Source organism: Mesorhizobium sp. WSM4310 (assembly GCF_007003935.1).
Classification (GTDB): Bacteria; Pseudomonadota; Alphaproteobacteria; order Rhizobiales; family Rhizobiaceae; genus Mesorhizobium.
This window is the reverse complement of the sequence record NZ_VFTA01000013.1, coordinates 1-16,736: the sequence shown is the minus strand read 5'-3', so window position 1 is coordinate 16,736 and position 16,736 is coordinate 1. Positions and strand designations below refer to the sequence as shown.

Annotated in this window: 14 protein-coding genes; 4 read left to right on the top strand and 10 right to left on the bottom strand. The window is 65.7% G+C overall.

All coding sequences use genetic code 11. The features are described 5' to 3' along the window. Positions 1-21: 21 nt before the first annotated feature. The 4 genes from FJV80_RS15865 to FJV80_RS15850 form a co-directional block, all read right to left on the bottom strand. The gene (locus FJV80_RS15865) at positions 22-1,146 is read right to left on the bottom strand and encodes a tetratricopeptide repeat protein (RefSeq protein ID WP_142876870.1); all 1,125 of its coding nucleotides are present in this window, start codon (positions 1,144-1,146) and stop codon (positions 22-24) included. Further along, the gene (locus FJV80_RS15860; protein WP_095775078.1) at positions 1,143-2,051 is read right to left on the bottom strand and encodes a Ku protein; all 909 of its coding nucleotides are present in this window, start codon (positions 2,049-2,051) and stop codon (positions 1,143-1,145) included. The genes FJV80_RS15865 and FJV80_RS15860 overlap by 4 nt, the downstream gene beginning before the upstream one ends. 234 nt (positions 2,052-2,285) lie before the next feature. Next, on the bottom strand, positions 2,286-4,790 hold the full coding sequence (ligD, locus tag FJV80_RS15855) for a DNA ligase D (protein WP_142876869.1): 2,505 nt from the start codon (positions 4,788-4,790) through the stop codon (positions 2,286-2,288). A 69-nt stretch (positions 4,791-4,859) separates the two neighbouring features. Beyond that, entirely contained in the window at positions 4,860-5,084 is a 225-nt protein-coding gene (locus FJV80_RS15850) for a hypothetical protein (RefSeq protein ID WP_142876868.1), read from the bottom strand. 186 nt (positions 5,085-5,270) lie between these two features. Here FJV80_RS15850 and FJV80_RS35050 point away from each other — a divergent pair, with 186 nt between their 5' ends. Further along, entirely contained in the window at positions 5,271-5,816 is a 546-nt protein-coding gene (locus tag FJV80_RS35050; protein ID WP_246688983.1) for an EthD family reductase, read from the top strand. Between the two features lie 74 nt (positions 5,817-5,890). Here FJV80_RS35050 and FJV80_RS15840 read toward each other — a convergent pair whose 3' ends face one another. From FJV80_RS15840 to FJV80_RS15825, 4 genes are read right to left on the bottom strand one after another with little or no spacing between them, the layout of a single operon-like run. Then, the gene (locus FJV80_RS15840) at positions 5,891-7,114 is read right to left on the bottom strand and encodes a GNAT family N-acetyltransferase (protein ID WP_142876867.1); all 1,224 of its coding nucleotides are present in this window, start codon (positions 7,112-7,114) and stop codon (positions 5,891-5,893) included. 29 nt (positions 7,115-7,143) lie between these two features. Beyond that, positions 7,144-8,379, bottom strand: a complete 1,236-nt coding sequence (locus tag FJV80_RS15835; protein WP_185975217.1) for a GNAT family N-acetyltransferase — start codon at positions 8,377-8,379, stop codon at positions 7,144-7,146. Between the two features lie 3 nt (positions 8,380-8,382). Further along, complete coding sequence (locus tag FJV80_RS15830) at positions 8,383-9,684, bottom strand: hypothetical protein (protein ID WP_179296010.1); 1,302 nt, start codon at positions 9,682-9,684, stop codon at positions 8,383-8,385. Further along, positions 9,681-10,850, bottom strand: coding sequence for a glycosyltransferase family 4 protein (locus tag FJV80_RS15825; protein ID WP_142876957.1), 1,170 nt, complete (start codon positions 10,848-10,850; stop codon positions 9,681-9,683). The genes FJV80_RS15830 and FJV80_RS15825 overlap by 4 nt, the downstream gene beginning before the upstream one ends. Positions 10,851-11,288: 438 nt before the next feature. On the opposite strand from FJV80_RS15825, the gene FJV80_RS15820 reads away from it, so the two are divergent. From FJV80_RS15820 to FJV80_RS15810, 3 genes are all read left to right on the top strand, one after another. After that, entirely contained in the window at positions 11,289-12,458 is a 1,170-nt protein-coding gene (locus FJV80_RS15820; protein ID WP_095789266.1) for a DUF1972 domain-containing protein, read from the top strand. Beyond that, positions 12,455-13,729 carry a cellulase family glycosylhydrolase gene (locus FJV80_RS15815; RefSeq protein WP_142876865.1) on the top strand — a complete coding sequence of 425 codons (1,275 nt, stop codon included), beginning with the start codon at positions 12,455-12,457 and terminating at the stop codon, positions 13,727-13,729. The genes FJV80_RS15820 and FJV80_RS15815 overlap by 4 nt, the downstream gene beginning before the upstream one ends. Positions 13,730-13,796: 67 nt before the next feature. Beyond that, on the top strand, positions 13,797-14,078 hold the full coding sequence (locus FJV80_RS15810) for a DUF5076 domain-containing protein (RefSeq protein WP_095789264.1): 282 nt from the start codon (positions 13,797-13,799) through the stop codon (positions 14,076-14,078). 4 nt (positions 14,079-14,082) lie between these two features. On the opposite strand, the gene FJV80_RS15805 is transcribed toward FJV80_RS15810, so the two are convergent. After that, positions 14,083-15,408 (bottom strand): VpsF family polysaccharide biosynthesis protein, encoded by a 1,326-nt coding sequence (locus tag FJV80_RS15805; protein WP_142876864.1) that lies wholly within the window; start codon positions 15,406-15,408, stop codon positions 14,083-14,085. A 1-nt stretch (position 15,409) separates the two neighbouring features. Then, positions 15,410-16,736, bottom strand: a 1,327-nt coding sequence (locus FJV80_RS15800) for a GNVR domain-containing protein (RefSeq protein ID WP_210251486.1), incomplete at its 5' end; no start/stop codon positions are given.

Here is a 16,736-nt window from a genome sequence, read left to right as displayed (position 1 = left end):
CGCGACCTTCGCCAATCATGGTCACCCCGCCGTCCGTGCCAGCTGCATATCCACGAACTGCACGCCCCTGGCGGCCACCCCGGCCCATTCGGACTCCGCATCAAGCTCCAGATACCGCACCCAGAGCCGCCGCGCCTCGGGCAGATTGCCGGCGTCGAATTCCAGCCTGGCCAGGTTGAACACCGGATCGGCATAGCTCCTGTCGAGCGCGATCGCCTTCTGCAAATGCTTTCGCGCCGAGGCGTCGCGGCCCTGCTCGCTCATCAGCCCGGCGAGGTTGAACCAGGCTTCGACGAAGGCAGGGTCGAGCTTTATCGCCCTGGCATAATCATGCGCGGCATCCGCTGCGTGGCCGCCGGCGCGCAGGCAGTTGGCGCGGTTGAAGGCGGCGATGGCGTCGCTGGGGTCGATGGCGAGGCAGCGCTGGTAAAGCGCGGCGGCACCATCATGGTCGCCGCCCTCCTCCGCCGCTTCGGCCTCGGCGAACAAATCTTCCAGCGTGTCGTCGCCTGGTGCCGCGGCGCCCAGGTCGAACAGCAATTGCCCGTCGAGTTCGCTCTGGCCGCCTTCGAGATAGATCGCGTCGGGGCGGCCATGCTGCGAGCCGACATTGAGCGATTTGGCGGTGAGCGAGGCGACCGGGCCGGAGCGGTGCACGGAGCGGGCGATCGCGCCCCAGGTGGCGCCGCCGGCCACCAGCCCGGCATATTTGCGCGCCAGGATCAGGTCGCGGAAGGAATAGGGTTCGCAGTCATGCTCGAAGGCATCGAACAGGCTGAGCAGGTCGAGGTCGGCGCCCGACAGCCTGGATTGCTCGATCAACGATTGCCGCGACAATGACGACGCCTCCGGCGCCTTCATCAGGCCGAGCAGGCGCAAAAAGCCGTTCTCGCTGATCAGCGTGCGCCCGGCCGCGCGCTCGGCGGCGACGCGGCGCTCGATCCCGGCGTCGCCGCTTTTCGTCAATCCGGCCTTGGCCAACACCGTCCTGCCGAACACGACATGCGTCGTGCGCCTGGTGATGCCGCGCCTGAGCTGGCCGTGCTGGCGCTCGACCTCACGCGCGGCGAGACGCAAGGGGAACGCCGCCAGCGCGCCGATGGTACCGAAAACGGCGCCCGGAACCGAAACGGCCGGTGCCGTCATTTCTTGCTCTTGCCGACCGCCTTGAGCAGACTGGCCTTCAGCGGATTTTCAGGCGCGCCGCCCGCTGCCGCCTTCTTGGCGGCGGGCTTGGCCGCCACTTCATCGGCCTTGCTCTTCGACTTGGCCGGCGGCTTCGACTGCGACAGGCTGGCCTTCAGCGCATCCATCAGGTTGATGACATTGCCGCGCTCGGGCGCGGCCGCGATGATCGGCTTGTGACCCTTGAGCTTCTCGCGGATCATCGCCATCAGCGCGATCTCGTAGCGGTCCTCGTAATCCTTCGGATCGAAGGTGGTTTCCTTCTGCTTGATCAGCGCTTCGGCGAGCTGGAGCATTTCCGGGTCGGGTTTGCCTGCCGGGATGTTGCCGAAATATTCAGCCGTGCCACGCACTTCGTTCGGGTTCCTCAACGTGCACACGAACATGCCGTTCTCGCGCGCGCCGATCGTTACCACCCGCTCGCGGCTGGACAGCACCAGCCGCGCGATCGCCAGCTTGCCGGATTTGCGCATGGCTTCGCGCAGCACGGCGAAGGTTTCCTCCGCCATTGCCCCGTCCGGCGCCAGGTAATAGGGCGCGTCCTGATAGATGACATCGACCTCGCCCTCGTCGACGAAGGCCTCGATGTTCATCGTGTGGTTGGATTCGATGCGCACCGCGTCGAGGTCGGCTTCATCGATGATGATGTACTGCTTGTCCTCGTACTCGTAGCCCTTGACCAGGTCCGAGCGCTCGACGAGCCCGAGTTCGGGATCGACCGGCTTCATGTTGATGCGGTTATGGGTCTTCTTGTGCAGCTGATTGAACGAGATGCGCTCGCTGGTCGTCGTCGCCGGATAGAGCCGGACCGGACAGCTGACGAGGCTGAGCTTGAGATAACCCTTCCAACTTGCCCTGGGCGCCATGATACACTCCTACGCGGCCATGCACTGATACTGCTCAGCGCTTTTCGTCCGAAGGACGATTGACGCCGTGGAAATCCTACACCGACCCCGCATGATACCGGCAAATCCCTGACGAAGTGTTTTAGGGCGCTGGAGGGGTTGTTGGGGAGAATAATTCAAATTGTAAGAAGCGTCGATGGACTGGAATTTTAAACGCTGGCGGGACCACCGATCGGGGCGGCCCTTATCTCGCGCCTACTTCCTCGCCCCCTCGAATACCGGCAAATCCCGCGCAAAATCCTCGATATCCGCCCAGGGATCGCCCGACGTCTCCAGCAGCCCCGGCAGCGAGGAATAATTCAGGTCCTGCGGCGCGTCGATCGCCTCCAGGTCGCTCCAGCTCACTGGCGTCGAGGCCGGCAGATTGGTGCGGGCGCGCAGTGAATAAGGCGCCGCGGAAGTGTGGCCGCGGGCGTTGCGGTGATAGTCGATGAAGATGCGCTTCCTGCGGTTTTCCTTGCCCATGGTGGTGGTGAATGTGTCGGGCGCGGTCGCCGCCAGATGCGTGGAGATGGCGCTGGTCGCCTGGTGCAGCTTCTTCCAGTTCTGCTTGGGTGTCACCGGCACGGTGATGTGGATGCCGTTGCCGCCGGACGTCTTGGCGAACGGCACCAGCCCCAGCCCCTCGAGCTCGCCCTTGATGTGGACGGCGGCTTCCACCACTTCGCGCCAGGAAATTCCCTCGCCCGGGTCGAGGTCGAATACGATCTGGTCGGGCTTGTCGAGGCTCAAGCGGTGCGTGCCCCAAGTGTGGAATTCGACGACGCCGAACTGCGCCAGCGCCAGATAGCCCTTTGCCCCCTCGACCGAGAGGTACGATTTGGTCTCGCCCTCGGAACTGGTCGCCTGGAACGTCACCACCGAGGGCGGCATGCCGGTGAAGGCGTGGCGCTGGAAGAAACAATCCTTTGGCAGGCCGGTCGGGCAGCGCACCAGCGACACCGGGCGGCCGAGGATGTGCGGCAGCATGAAGTCGCCGACCAGCGCGTAATAGACGGCGATGTCGAGCTTGGTCGGCCCGGTCTTGCCGAACAGCCTCCGCTCCGGATTGGTCACCCAGATGGTGGCGAGATCCGCCTCCGAGATCAGCCGCTTGCGCTTGGCCGAGACCGGCGTCGACAGGCCGACACCCCTGAGACCGCGAAACACGCCATGGCGCAACGCATTGTCCGCCGTGCGGTTGGCGTAATGGATGCGCGCCGAAAACAGCGGCTTCACCCAGTGCATCTCGCGCATGATCTCGCGCGGCACGCCTTCCGGCGCCGTGGCGCCGGAAGTCAGCGGCTCCAGCCGGGCGAGCAGGTCGGCTGCCGTCTCGGCATCGAAGCCGGTGCCGACCTTGCCGCGATAGTGCAGTTCGCCTTCCTCCCACTCGGCCATGCCGAGTGCCGCCAGCCCTTCCGCCGCGTCCGAAATCGTGTAACCCGCGATGACGAAATCGTCCTTCTGCAGCGCCTTGCACTTGGTCCAGCTCTTGGTGCGGCCGCTCTGGTAGATCGCGGAGGCGCGCTTGGAAATGACGCCTTCGAGACCGAGCTCCGTCGCCTGGTCATAGAGCCCCTGCCCGGAGCCCTCGACATGGTCGGAGAACTGGATGGCGGAATTCGCCCCGAGCCCGCCAAGCAGCTCGGCCAGCAGCGCCTTGCGCCGGATGAGCGGTGCTTTCAGCAAGTCCCAGCCGTCGAGATGCAGGAGGTCGAAGGCATAGAAATGCAGCTTGCTGCCGGCGCCCTCGGCCAGCGCGTCCTGCAGCAGCGCGAAGCGGCTGATGCCCTTGGCGTCGAGCACGACGATCTCGCCATCGACGATCGCCTCGCGGCACGGCAGTTTGGCGAAGGCATGCGGCAGGTCGCCATAGCGCTTCGTCCAGTCGATGCCGCCGCGGGTGATCAGCCGCACCTGCCCGTCGGACAGATGCGCCATGGTGCGGTAGCCGTCGAATTTGATCTCGTGCAGCCAGAGTTCGTTGGTGTTCTCGGCAGGGCCTTCGCCGCCCGGCGGCCTAAGCGCCTGCGTCGCCAGCTGCGGCTCGATGCGGCTGAGCGCCGGCGCCTTCACCGCGCCGGGCAGTTCGCCGGGTTTCAGGGAACCCGGCTTTGGCGCGGACTTCGCCGCCGATTTCGCGGCGGCCACCAGTTCCTCGATGCGCAGGCCGGATTTCACGCTTTCCGGCCGCGCCTCCAGAATATTCAGCGCCGTGTCGGCGGCGAGGTCGCGCTCCTTGAACAGCAGCCAGTTCTTCTTGTTCTCGTCCTCGCCGGGCTTGGGCTTCAGGCGGGTCAGCATCCAGCCGCCATTGAGCTTTTCGCCGCTCAGCCGAAACTTGAAAGCGCCGGTGCGCAGGCTCTTCTCGACATCGTCCATCGGCGCCCAGGTGCCGGTGTCCCAGACGATCATCGGCCCGCCGCCATATTCACCCTCGGGAATGACGCCCTCGAAATCGATATATTCGAGTGGATGGTCCTCGGTCTCGACCGTCAGCCGCTTGTCGGCCGGGTTGAGCGAGGGCCCACGCGGCACCGCCCAGCTCTTCAGCACGTCGCCGACCTGCAGGCGCAGATCATAATGGTCCGCGGTGGCGTGATGCTTGTGGACGACGAAGCCGTTGCCGTCGCCGGTGATCGGCCCGCCGGCCGGTTCCGGCGTTTTGGAGAATTCGCGCTTGGCGCGATAGGTTTTGAGTTTGGCGGGAGCGGGCATGGTCAAGGACCGAAGCGCTTGGCAAGCAGGAGCAACCGCCGCGTTCCGGAACGGATGGAAGTCACGCTCTCAATCGTCGGCAGCCGGGGTCAGCTCGAGCTCGGCCGGCGACAGGCCCTGCTGCAGCTGCGCGAGCCGGAACTCATCCACCCAATAGGCCTCGCCGTCGACCAGCACGCGTGCGCGATAGGCCCCGTCCGAAAAGCTTTGCGCGGTGATGTAGACCTTGTGGGCGTCGAGCGCCTTGCGCACGGCGGCGCGCTTGGCATTCTGGCTGGTGACGGGACTGAACATGACGCTGCCCTCGGTCGCCCTGACACATCAGGCGACTGGGCTCAAGGATGACGGAGACACGCCTTCCTGTCAATTTCGGGCATGAACACGGCGCGGACCGGCAAAAACTTGCAAGCAGTCCGGACCGGAGCTGTTTTCAGCTTGCCGGCCCGGAACCACCCACCGCCTTGTGTCCTTCCCAAGACAGTGGATCAGATAAAAGCGTCGACGACGATCCGCTTTGACATGGATCAACCGCATCGCCCTGCAGGCACCGGCTGGCGGCCGCGATGGCGATGGCGATGCGCGGAAGTCGTCTGGCGCCGGCCCCATGCCGTTGGTCTCGCGAAAACCGCATGCCTGTCGAAATACGCTCCCGCCGAACGACATTGGTGCGGCGCCGACGCGGCGCGGTCACCTCAAACAGGGAGCACCACCATGGCCAAGATGCTTGTCATCTACAAAACCCCCGCCGATCCGGCGGCCTTCGAGCGCCACTACCACGACATTCACGTGCCGCTGGCCAAGCAATTGCCCGGACTGCGGCGCTACGAGATCAGCCGGCAGCCGATCATGAATGTCCTGCCGGGCGAGACACCTTTCAGGGTTGCCATCCTCTATTTCGACAGCCTGGAGGCCATTCGCACGGCCTTTGACAGCGAGATCGGCCGGGCCTGCGCGGTGGACCGGCGCAAACTCGCCGGGGATGACGATCTGGTGACGATGCTGCTCTTCGACACCGAGCCGCTGTGAGCCGTCACCTCGTCGCGTGCAGCCGTCAATCGCTGCTCCCGAAGCCACCTCGGGAGCAGCAATTCTTCAATTCTTCAATTCTTCAGTCGCCGAAACCGCCGCATCACGCCCTGCACGGCCTTGTACAGCCCAGGCTTGGAGCGCACGAAAAGCTCGGTCTTCCCGCGCAGCTTGATATAGGCGGTCGAGCCCCGGCCGCGCAGCGTCACCGCCTCGCACAATTCTGCCAGCGCCACGCTCGAAGCGCCGATGTGCTGCTTGTAGCCCTGGCTGCCGACCGACAGGTCGAAACAGTCGAGCCCCTGCGTCACTCCCCACATCATCAGCTTGCCAATCGTCGTCAGGCCTGGCGCGGCGTTGGCCACCGCGTCCTGATCGATCCCGAGCAGAAGCGCGTGCAAGGTGCCCTTCATGACAAGCACGTACATGACGGCGAGATAGGCTTCACCGACACGCAGCCCAAACAGCCGCACAGAGCCGTCGGACAGGCCTTGCAGGGCGGCGTTGCGGTAGAAATCGACGACCGGCGCCTGCGTCAGGAGGTCGAAGCGCCCGAGCTCACGGAAGCGGTTGAGCCTGAGCTCGAGCAGGGTCGCGAAATGCGCCTCCACCATGTCGGGCGTCTCGGCTTCGACCAGATCGAGCTTGCCCATCTGTTCGAAGCGGCGGCAGTGCTTGTGGAAATTCTTGGCGAAGGACGATTTGCAGATGCGCTTGATCAGCGTCTGCGGATCGCCACTCAGGGCCAGGCTCGAAGCGATCTGGATGGAATCGCGCGCCTGTGAAAGCAGCGCCAGCGGATTGGCGACGCCGTGAATCTCCCGCGGAATCCCCGCTATGTGGAAGCGGTCCGTCGGCGGCAGAACGGCGCGCACCGCCGCCCAGGCGGCGTCGGCGCTCTGCGTGGTCCAGGGTCTCGCATCGGCCAGCAGCGGCGCGGAATAATCGCACACGCCGCAGCTCAGCCATTCGATCACATAATGGCCCATGGCCCGGCGGCGCATCAGCGGCAACAGCATGACCGGCGCGCCCGTATCGGCGTCGTTGACCTCGACGACCAGCAGTTCCGCGCTTTTGGGCATCAGCCGGGTTGCGATCCCTTCCACCCAGGCAAGGCCTTGATGGCCCGTGCACACGCCGGTCGCCTCGAGGCGCAGCCACAGCGGCCTTACGGAATCGAAGCTGGTGTGCAGCCGCGCGGCAAAGCGCGCGGCGGCGCCCCAACCGGCGATAATTGGGGAAAGAGGTTGGTCCGGTGCATCCCCCACCGCGACTATTCGTACTGCCTGGCCTGCCACGTACTTCTCCCGTCCGTTCAGGCCTGCTCTCAACGTCCTCCACGCGAACGCCGCAAACCTCGCATCAGTCTCTGGGCCACGTTGAGCAGCCGTGGTTTGGATCGCACGAAGGCTTCGGTCCGGTTGCGTAGATCGATGGCGTTGCTCGCCGCCCTGCCCCGCATCGTGTACCCATGGCAGAGTTCCACAAGAACCGAACCCTTGGCGCCCATATGTTCCTTGTAGCTCTGGTTGCCGACCGACAGGTCGAAATAACCAAGGTCTTGCTCGCGTGCCCACCTCATCAACCTGCCAATGATCGCCATTCCAGGCGAGACATTGGGAACGACGCTCTGGTCCATAGCTATCAGGAGAGCATGAACAGTCCCTTGATGGACAAGCAGATATTGAACCGCGATCAGGGAGCCGCCGACGCGCAGCCCGAAGAGCCGCACCGAACCGTCCGACAAGCCCTGAATGGCCGCGTCGCGGTAGAAATCGACAACCGCCTCCTGCGTCAGCAGGTCGAAGCGGCCAAGCTCGCGGAACCGGCTGAGCCGCATCCGGACCAGTTCGCCGAAGATTTCCTCCACCTGGTCCGGCGAAACGGCCTGGACGAGTTCCACATCGCCGAGCCTTTCGAGCCGGCGCCAGTCCTTGCCGAATTCCTTGACGAAAGATGGCCTGCAGAGACGCTTGAGCACGGTTTCCGGGTCGCCGTCGATGGCAAGTCCAAAGGTGGTCTGCACGGAATCGCGCGTGGTCGTCAGCAAGGCCAGGGGATTGGCGACGCCGCTGACCTGCTGCGGTATTCCCGTGATATGGAAGCGATCCGCCGACGGCAGCACGGAACGCACCGCGGCCCACGCAGCCTGCGCTGATTGGGCGGTCCACGCACCCGCGTCGGCCAGCAGCGGTGCCGAATAGTCGCAGACCCCGCAGCTCAGCCACTCGATCACCCGATGCTGGAAGGCCGAGCGCAGCATCAGCGGCACCAGCATCAAGGGCGCGCCCGTCACCGCGTCGTTCACTTCAACGATCAGCGGCTCCGCGCCTACCGGCATCAGCCGCGCCACGATCCCCTCGACCCAGGCAAAATGCTGGTGGGCGGTGCAGACACCGTCCATTTGGAAGCGCAGCCAGAGCGGCCTGACCGCTTCAAGGCTTGTGTGCAATCGCGCCGTGTAGGCATCGTTTGCGGGGACGGTCACGGGACGGGAGGCTCCCGCCACGGGCAAGCCGTCATCCACCGCAGCAATTTGCATCGCCTGGCCAGGCACATCCATCTCCTATCGCTTTACCGCGGCGAACGTGAGCGCCCGCCGCCAGGAGCCCAAACGGCTGTTACGCTGCTGGTCCGGATGCTCGATGTTCCACATGCGGTGATGCGCGAAATACCATGATGCCGCGAGCACGAAGGTCTCGGAGACCGCGGAGCCCAGCAGCGCCCATGGTGGGGACGCGACGGCCAGCAGGATGGCGATCAACGCCAGCCCGACGATGGCGCCGCCCATGGTGATGAAGGCGACGATGCGGAAATCACCGAATATCTCAAGGACGATGCGGGGCATGATGTAGAGCATGATCGGGATAAAATTCGCCGTCACGAAAAGCCCGATGAACCCGACCGAGGCATCCTGCAGAGCCTGGGACTTGATCATCGGCAGGACGAACAGGATGGCGCATCCATAGGCCAGGCCGCCGAGCCCCATGACCACCGACCAGATCTTCGCCTGAGACCAGACGCGGCGCGTTTCATTGCGCCGCATCAGCTTGGCGAGTTCCGGCTGGGTCATGTTGACGAAAGCAAGACTGATGATGCGCAGCGGCGCGAACAGCACGATCACCGCCGCCAGCGGCGCGTAAGCCGCGGGTCCGGCAATGCCGGCGACCAGCAGTGCCAGGCATTGCCCCTGGATGTTGGTGGTGGTCGCGCTGAAGGCCGACCAGCACAGCTGACGCCAGAGTCTGGTGTAGCGCCGCCGTGTCGGCATGCGGAAGCTGATGCGAAGCGTGCGCGGCGCCAGCCGGGCCAGGACGAGGATGCCGATCACATTGGCAGCGGCAAGGGCATAGAACACGGTCTGCAGCGCGGCCTCGGCAAACCAGATCGCCAGGCCGGCGAACACGGTGCCTGCGATTGTGAAGGCCGCGTCGCTGACGGAGACGATCACCTGCTGGCGGCGCGCGAAGAATGCCGTGCGCATATGGCTGCGCAGCGACCAGGCACCGACGAAGCAGCCGGCCGCAATGCCGCTCGGGTCGCCAAGGAGGCGCATCAGGACAGCCGTGCCGATGGCCATCAGCAGCGACACCACCAGCGCCGCGGATCCGAAGGCCACGTCATGGGCATCGACGCCGGCGCTGTTGCTGCTCTTGCCCATCCATATCGAGGCCGGAACCGCGGTGAGCGACCTGATGTAGGACAGGCCGACGCCGCCCATCACCATGGCGATGGCGAAAAGGCCGTAGCCTTGCGCCGACAGCATGTGCAGCAGCGCGATGTTGAGGGCGAAATGAAAGCCGCTCTGCATCGCCTCGCCACCGATCATCAGCACGAGGCGCCGCACCAGATGGAGGGGGAACTTCACGGCCTTGTCTCCACCTGGCGGGTGCTGGCCGTCCGGCCCGGCCTTGCGATGGCAGCCTTCAGCTTGTCGGCGGCGATCGCCGCGATCGCGGCCGCGGCGACCGGTTCGCTGAACACCGTCTCGTAGCGCTTGCGCCCGGCGGCGACGAAACCGCACCACGTTTCAGGGGCGAGGATGATCTCCTGCAACTTCGCGGCCAACGCCGCGGTATTGCCTGGCGGAACATGCCAGCCGGTCTCGCCGTCGGCGACCACTTCGACCAGCCCGCCGATCGCCGACACCAGTGGCGGCCGGCCATAGGCCATCGCCTCGATGGCGACACGGCCGAGCGATTCCGGACGCCGCGACGGCACGGTGACGATGTCGGCCCAGCGATAATGCTCCGAAGGGTCAGGGATGAAGGGCAAGGCGCTGACCTGTCCGGCCAACCCCATGGTTTCGACCAGTTCCGCCAGGGCACGTTCGCGCTCGACGCTTTCGAAGGCGCCGCCAACCAGCCGCACCTCGATCCTTGACCTGAGTTCAGCCGGCAGCGAGGCGATCGCCTGCAGAAGCACTTCCTGGCCCTTGATCCGGTTGACGCGGCCGAGCAGCAGCACCCGCAGTGGGCGCTTGCCGTCATAGGTCATCGCCTCCGCCGCCGCCGGACCGGCAACACCGTTATAGACGACATAGGAGCGCGCCGATCGCGGCTCGCCGAACGTGTCGCGCGTCGCTTTCGAGTTGAAGATGAGATCGGCATGGCTCCAGTGCATGAGCCCGACGAGGATCCGGCGCAGCACGCCTTCGGGAATTTCATGGATGTGCAGCAGAGCCTTGGAAGGCAGCAGGCGCGAGGCCAGCGCATAATCGGCGACGATCGAGGTGTTGACATAGACGAGGTCGCAAACGCTGAGGCGCCGCCATGCCCGCCACAGCGCGACCGGCAGCCGCGCCATCTCGATGGTCGCCAGCCTCAGCATCGCCTGGCGTCTGAGCACCCAGAGCGGCTCGAAGACGATGCGGCTGGCATGGGGCTGAAGGATTTCGACGATCGGTCCGCTGCGCGGCAGGACCACTTCGATGTCGGCCGACGGAAACGCGGCGCGCAGCGCCGCCACGCTCTCCGCGAAGCTGCGGTCGGAGCCGTAGAGTTCGTAGCCCTGATGGATGCAGGCAATCCGCATCTTCACGCGCATCTTTCTGCCAGGGGTGGTGTGACGATTCCGCCGCCTGACCATACCGGCGACCGGAAACGTCAAGCCCAACACCCCTTTGGACTTCACTGGTTTTAGTGCGGTCATGAAACGGATCTGGATCCGGTTCACCACACCAACGCTGCACGCCTTCCGCCGATTCCGGCGCGCAGAAGTCCATCAGCAAGGTTCATGCCGGGCTAATATATCCATTCGCGGGCCGACTGGCCCCGGCATCGCCTCGTTTCGGTACACATACGTTCGGAAAGTTGACCGATAGTGAAACAACGCCGGCGGCTGGAACAAATATTTTACAACCCGAATGCGACAATGGCTGGAATCGGGCCTGGCAGGCATTTTGCAGGGCCGGGTTTTAAGACGGGACAGCCCTCCACAGCGGGTCGGACGGATTTGAAAGCGCCAGCAGCCATGAAACCGGAACAGCCTTCCATCCTGATCCTGGGAACGCGCGGCATCCCCGCGGCCCATGGCGGCTTCGAGACCTTCGCCGAGAGACTGGCGCTTTTCCTGGTCGCACGCGGCTGGAAGGTCGGCGTCTACTGCCAGGAAGAGGTCGAGCGGGTCGACCAGAGGGTGCGCCTCGACAGTTGGCGCGGCATCGACCTCATCCACGTCCAGGTCGGGTCGAAAGGCCCGCGCGCGACGCTGGAATTCGACTGGCAATGCGTGCTCGACGCCGCGCGCCGGCCCGGCGTCTGCCTGGTGCTCGGCTACAATGGCGCGGTCTTCCTGACCTGGCTCAGGCTGATGCGGCGCAAGGTCATCACCAATATGGACGGCATCGAGTGGCGCCGCCCCAAATGGGGGCGCGCGGCGCGCACCTGGTTCTGGCTCAATGAGTGGATCGGCGCCTGGGCTTCGCACAGGCTGGTCGCCGACCATCCGGTCATTGCCGATCACCTGGCGACGCGCCGGCCGCGCAGCGCCATTTCCACCATCGCCTATGGCGCCGATCCGGTGACATCGGCACCCGAGGCGCCGGTGCGCGCGCTCGGCCTCGAGCCTGGAAAATACCTGATCTCGATCGCGCGCATCGAGCCCGACAACAGCATCCTGCCGATCGTCGAAGCCTTCTGCAGCCGCAAGCGCGACATGAAGCTGGTGGTGCTGGGCACGCTGTCCGACCAGATCCCCTATCACGTCGCGGTCCGCAAGGCGGCGAACGCCTCCGTGGTGCTGCCCGGCGCCATCTACGACCAGGCCGCGGTGAAGGCGCTGCGATACCATGCGCGCGCCTATATGCATGGCCACACGGTCGGCGGCACCAACCCGTCGCTGGTCGAGGCGCTGGCCGCCGGCAACATGGTGATCGCGCACGATAATCCCTACAACAGATGGGTCGCCGGAGCCGCCGCCATCTATTTCACCGATACGCAAGGCTGCGCCGAGCGAATGCAGCAGGCGATGGAGGACGACGCGCTGGTCAAGGCCTGCGGCGAGGCCGCCAGGACACGCGCCCGCGAAGCGTTCCGCTGGGAGGATGTGTTGCTGGCCTACGAGAATGAGGCCTACCGGCTTCTCGGCGTGAGCGCCGCGAGAACGGCCGCGATCGAACGCCCCTCGCCCGGCGCGGTATGACGGGCTGGTCGCGCCGGCGGCTTCTCACCACCGCGCTGTCGACGGCGCTGGTGCCCACCGCCGCATCGCTGGCGCCACTTTCCGCCTCGTCCGCCCTTGCCGCCAATGGCGCATGGCGTTTCCGCCGTGGCGTCAACGCCTGGCCCTGGTTCTCGCTGACACGCGAATTTCCCGCGCCGCGCACCGATTATGACTGGCCGCCCTTCCAGTCGCAGCGGCCGGTGCCGACCCCGGACGACCTTGGTCGGCTACGCCAGACCGGGCTCGATTTCATCCGCCTGCCGGTCGATCCCGGCCCGTTCCTGGCCGCCGACACCGCCACGCGCGGCAAGCTGCTGGACATGCTGGATGCTGCCGTCGCCGCCACGCTCGACGCCGGTCTCGGCATCATCGTCAACGTCCAGGCCAATGGCGCCACCCATTACTGGAACCCCGACCGTATGACCTCCAGCACCGAGGCACCGGCCTTCGAGCTCTACCGGGCGCTGGTCGGCGAGCTTGCCGGCAGGCTGGCGCGGTTCACACCGGGCATGGTGGCGCTGGAACCAGTCAACGAACCGGCGCAATCCTGCGATTCCAACGTCTGGTCGCAGGTCCAGGCATCCCTGCTGACCGCGGCCCGGGCGTCATCCCGGACCTTGCCGCTGGTCGTCACCGGCGGCTGCGGCTCGATGGTGAGCGGGCTGGCGGCACTCGATCCGGCGCCGCTGGCCGCCTTCGAGCCGATCCTGTTCACCTTCCACTTGTACGAGCCCTATCTGTTCAGCCACCAGGGCGCGCCCTGGATGCGCGAGCCGGTCTACCGTTCGCTGAACAATGTGCCGTGGCCGGCCTCCGCTGGTTCGCTCGAACAGACGCTCGCCTCCGTCAGGGCGCGCATGGCGCAGGATGCCGAGACCCCGGAAGCGGACAAGCAGGCCGCCTATGCCGAAACCGAGCGCGTGCTGAAAGTCTATTTCGACGCCCGGCCCGACCGCTGGTTCATCGACAAATATCTCGGCCAGGCGCGCGACTGGGCCGACAGGAACGGCATCGCCCCGGAGCGCGTCATCATGGGCGAATTCGGCGCGCTGCGCACCGACGCCCGCTACACCGCCGCCCCCAACCCCGACCGCGCCCGCTACATTTCCGACGTCCGCCAGAGCGCCGAGGCGGCCGGCTTCCCCTGGGCCTTCTGGGACCTCTTCGACGGCATGGGCATGATGGACGACACCACGCGGGCGCTGGATCCGGCGATGGTCGAGGCGCTTGGGTTGAGGATGCCGGAATAGGCGGGTACGGATCGCGCCTTTGCTCGGTCTGCACTTGTCGTTGATTGATTTGACCAGGAGTTGACTCATGTTTGGGAAACTTAAGAGCGAGCTCTCACCACCACCGAATGCAAAGAACGCAAGGGCTGTAGAAGTTCTGCGGGTATGGGCAGAACCGGGAGCGGCGCAACAACTTGTTCTAAAGACAACATGGAAAGAACCCGGTGCGTGGGGACTTTTGCTCGCTGACGTCGCCCGCCATGCTGCAAGAGCCTATGTCGCCGAAGGCATCTCGGAAGCCCAGGCGCTCGATAGAATCCTGATGTTGTTTAAGGCAGAGTTCGCGGCGCCGACAGACGCACCTTCGTAGACGATCACCGCGACCTGTTCGTCCTCACCACACCCCTTGCCGGCCGGTACAGCACCAGCGCGATCACCACGAATTTGGTCATCAGCGTCGTCTTCGACGCCAGGCTTTCGGAGGTGTTGAGCAGGATCAGCCAGCCCAGCATCAGCAGCCAGATGCCGGCATGGCAGCGGCGCGCCACTTCGTGCATGAACAGCGCGAAGCCGACAAACAACAGCAAGGTGAAGAAGGCACCCTGGTAGAGCACCATGCGGATGACCGGGTTCTCGATGCCCTGTTCGAGGCCGCTGATGCGGCGCAGGCTTTCGATGAGGTCGATATCCGGCCCCACGATCAGGTCACGCAGTTCGAAATATTTGAACAGTTCGAACATCTCGACCCGGGCATTGGCGCTGCCGGAGTCCGATACGAAGCGCTCGAGCAGCGCATCGAAAAAGCCGTATGCCGCCGCGACCGCGATGACCACCGGCACCAGCGCGGCAAGGATCAGGCCGAGCGCCGCGCCAAGCAGGTTGACGCGCCCCGAGCGCAAGCCGCGCAGCCCCTGGATGAGCAGGTAGCAGCCGCCGAGCACGATGGTCAGCACCATCGCGGAGCGGCCGCCAAAGGCGACGAGTGCCGCAAATTGCAGGCCGATCAGTCCGAGCCGCAGCGGCATGGACAGGGATCTCGAACCGGAGAGCAGCGCCAGCACATAGATCGAGGTGACCGTGGCATTGGACAGCGGATGACCCTGAAGCGCCGTCGAGCGCAGGTCGCTCATGAACACCTCGCCGTCGAGGCGATAGGGGAAGAGCAGCGTCTTGGTGGCGAACTCGAACAGAGCGAGCAGCGCGTTCACGGTCATGATGGCGTGAACGACGGTCTGCATCCGGGCGAATGTCTTCTCGTCGTCCTCGGCCAGCATCATCACCAGCAGCGCCGGCGCCACGAAAGTGTCGATCATGCCGGCCATGCCGGGACGCTGCCTGGCGACGACGACCACCAGCAGCACGATCGAGATGACCGCCATCAGCGTGCTGGCCGGCCGCCGGTCGGCGACGGCCACCATATAGCCGACCGGGTTGCCGAAGGTGCAGGCGCGCCAGGCAAACACCAGCACGAGCAGATAGGTCGACGGATGGATCTTGGTCGCCGGGTTCCCGGTCAGGCCATCGTAATTGTAGCCCACCAGCCACAGCATGCCGCCGGAGATGGCGAACAGCAAAGCCACCGTCATGACCAGGCCGAAGCGCGTCACCCAGTCGACGGTATCGCCGGCGCGGCCTTGACCCGAACCGGCCCAGCCGGCTGCCGGGTTGGCCGTCCGGGTGGCGGTCCCGGTCGCGGCCATGTCAGGCCGCCTCGTCGACCAGCAAGGCGCCGGTCGGCAGCCGCCCCATGACGGAAATGGCCTGCGAAGCTGCCGTGACGTCGCGCATCGGTGTCGAGTTCAGCGTCGCGACCATCACGATCTCGTCGACCATGGCGACCAGCGGCGAGGCGTTGAGATTGTCGGCCAGCGCGCCACCGTCGACGACGACGAGGTCGAAGTTGCGGCCCGCCTGGGCCAGCATGTGCTGCGTGAAATAGACGCCCTGCGCCTCGGAGAAGACGGCCTTTTGCCGGCCCCTGCCCAGCACCGCGACATTGCTGCCCGGGGTGTGCTGGCTAAGTGCCTCGAAGGCATATTCGCCGCGCAGCACGTCGAGCAGGCCGGGCTGCGGCTCCTTCTTGCCGCTGCCGGCATTGGTGTCGATGAACAGGACGCGGCTGCCCCTGGCGGCCGCGGCATTGGCGAGCAGCCGCGCCACCCGGCCGCGATGCGCGGCGTCTTCCGGCGGCGACGTCAGCAGGATGGACGGCACCAGCGGCCAGTTCGGCGGGCGCCGGCTGGAGGCGAACAGCCGCCTCAGCGCCAGGCCCGCGACCGCATCCGTCTTCTGGCCGGCCGCGGCGGCGCCGCCGCCGAAAGGCCACCAGCGGCGGCCACTGCCCGCCTTTGCCGGCAGCACGCCGAACACCGGCGCGTCGATGGCCGATTGCATCTGCGCGCTGGAAAGCACGGTCGGCGAGGAATATTCCGCGATCAGCGCCAGCGCGGTGCCCAGCCCCAGCCCGCCGAAGAGGGCGCCGAGAACCAGCAGCGGCAAGGGCGGCCAGCTCTTCTTCAAGGCGGGCATGGCGTTGGAGATGATGCGCGCATTGGTGCTGTCGACATTGATCTGCTCGCGCGTTTCCTGCGCCCGCTGCAGATAGGTGGCGTAGACCGAGCGCACCGCCTCGAGGTCGCGTTGCAATTCGCGCAGCTTGACCGAGGCCTGGTCGGTGTCGAGCGACTTGCTCTTCATGCCGGCGACCTTGGCCTCCAGTGCCTGCTGGTTGGCCAGCGCCCGCTCGTAGTCGGTTTCGGCGGCAGCGCTGATGCGGCCGAGTTCGCGCGCGATGAGGGCGCGCGTGTCGCGCAGCTGCTGCTGGGCGGCGATCATCGAGGGGTGGCGCGGCCCAAGTTCAGTGCCGAGCTGCGAGACCTGGTCGACAAGCGTCGCCTCCTGCGCCCGCAGGCTCGAGATGACCGACGAGCGCATGGCTTCCGAAGTGGCGTCCGGCGCACCGCCGGAGCGGCGCAGCTGGTCGACCTGCGCCTTCAGCGCCGCGGTGCGGCTCTGCGCCGCCGAAAGC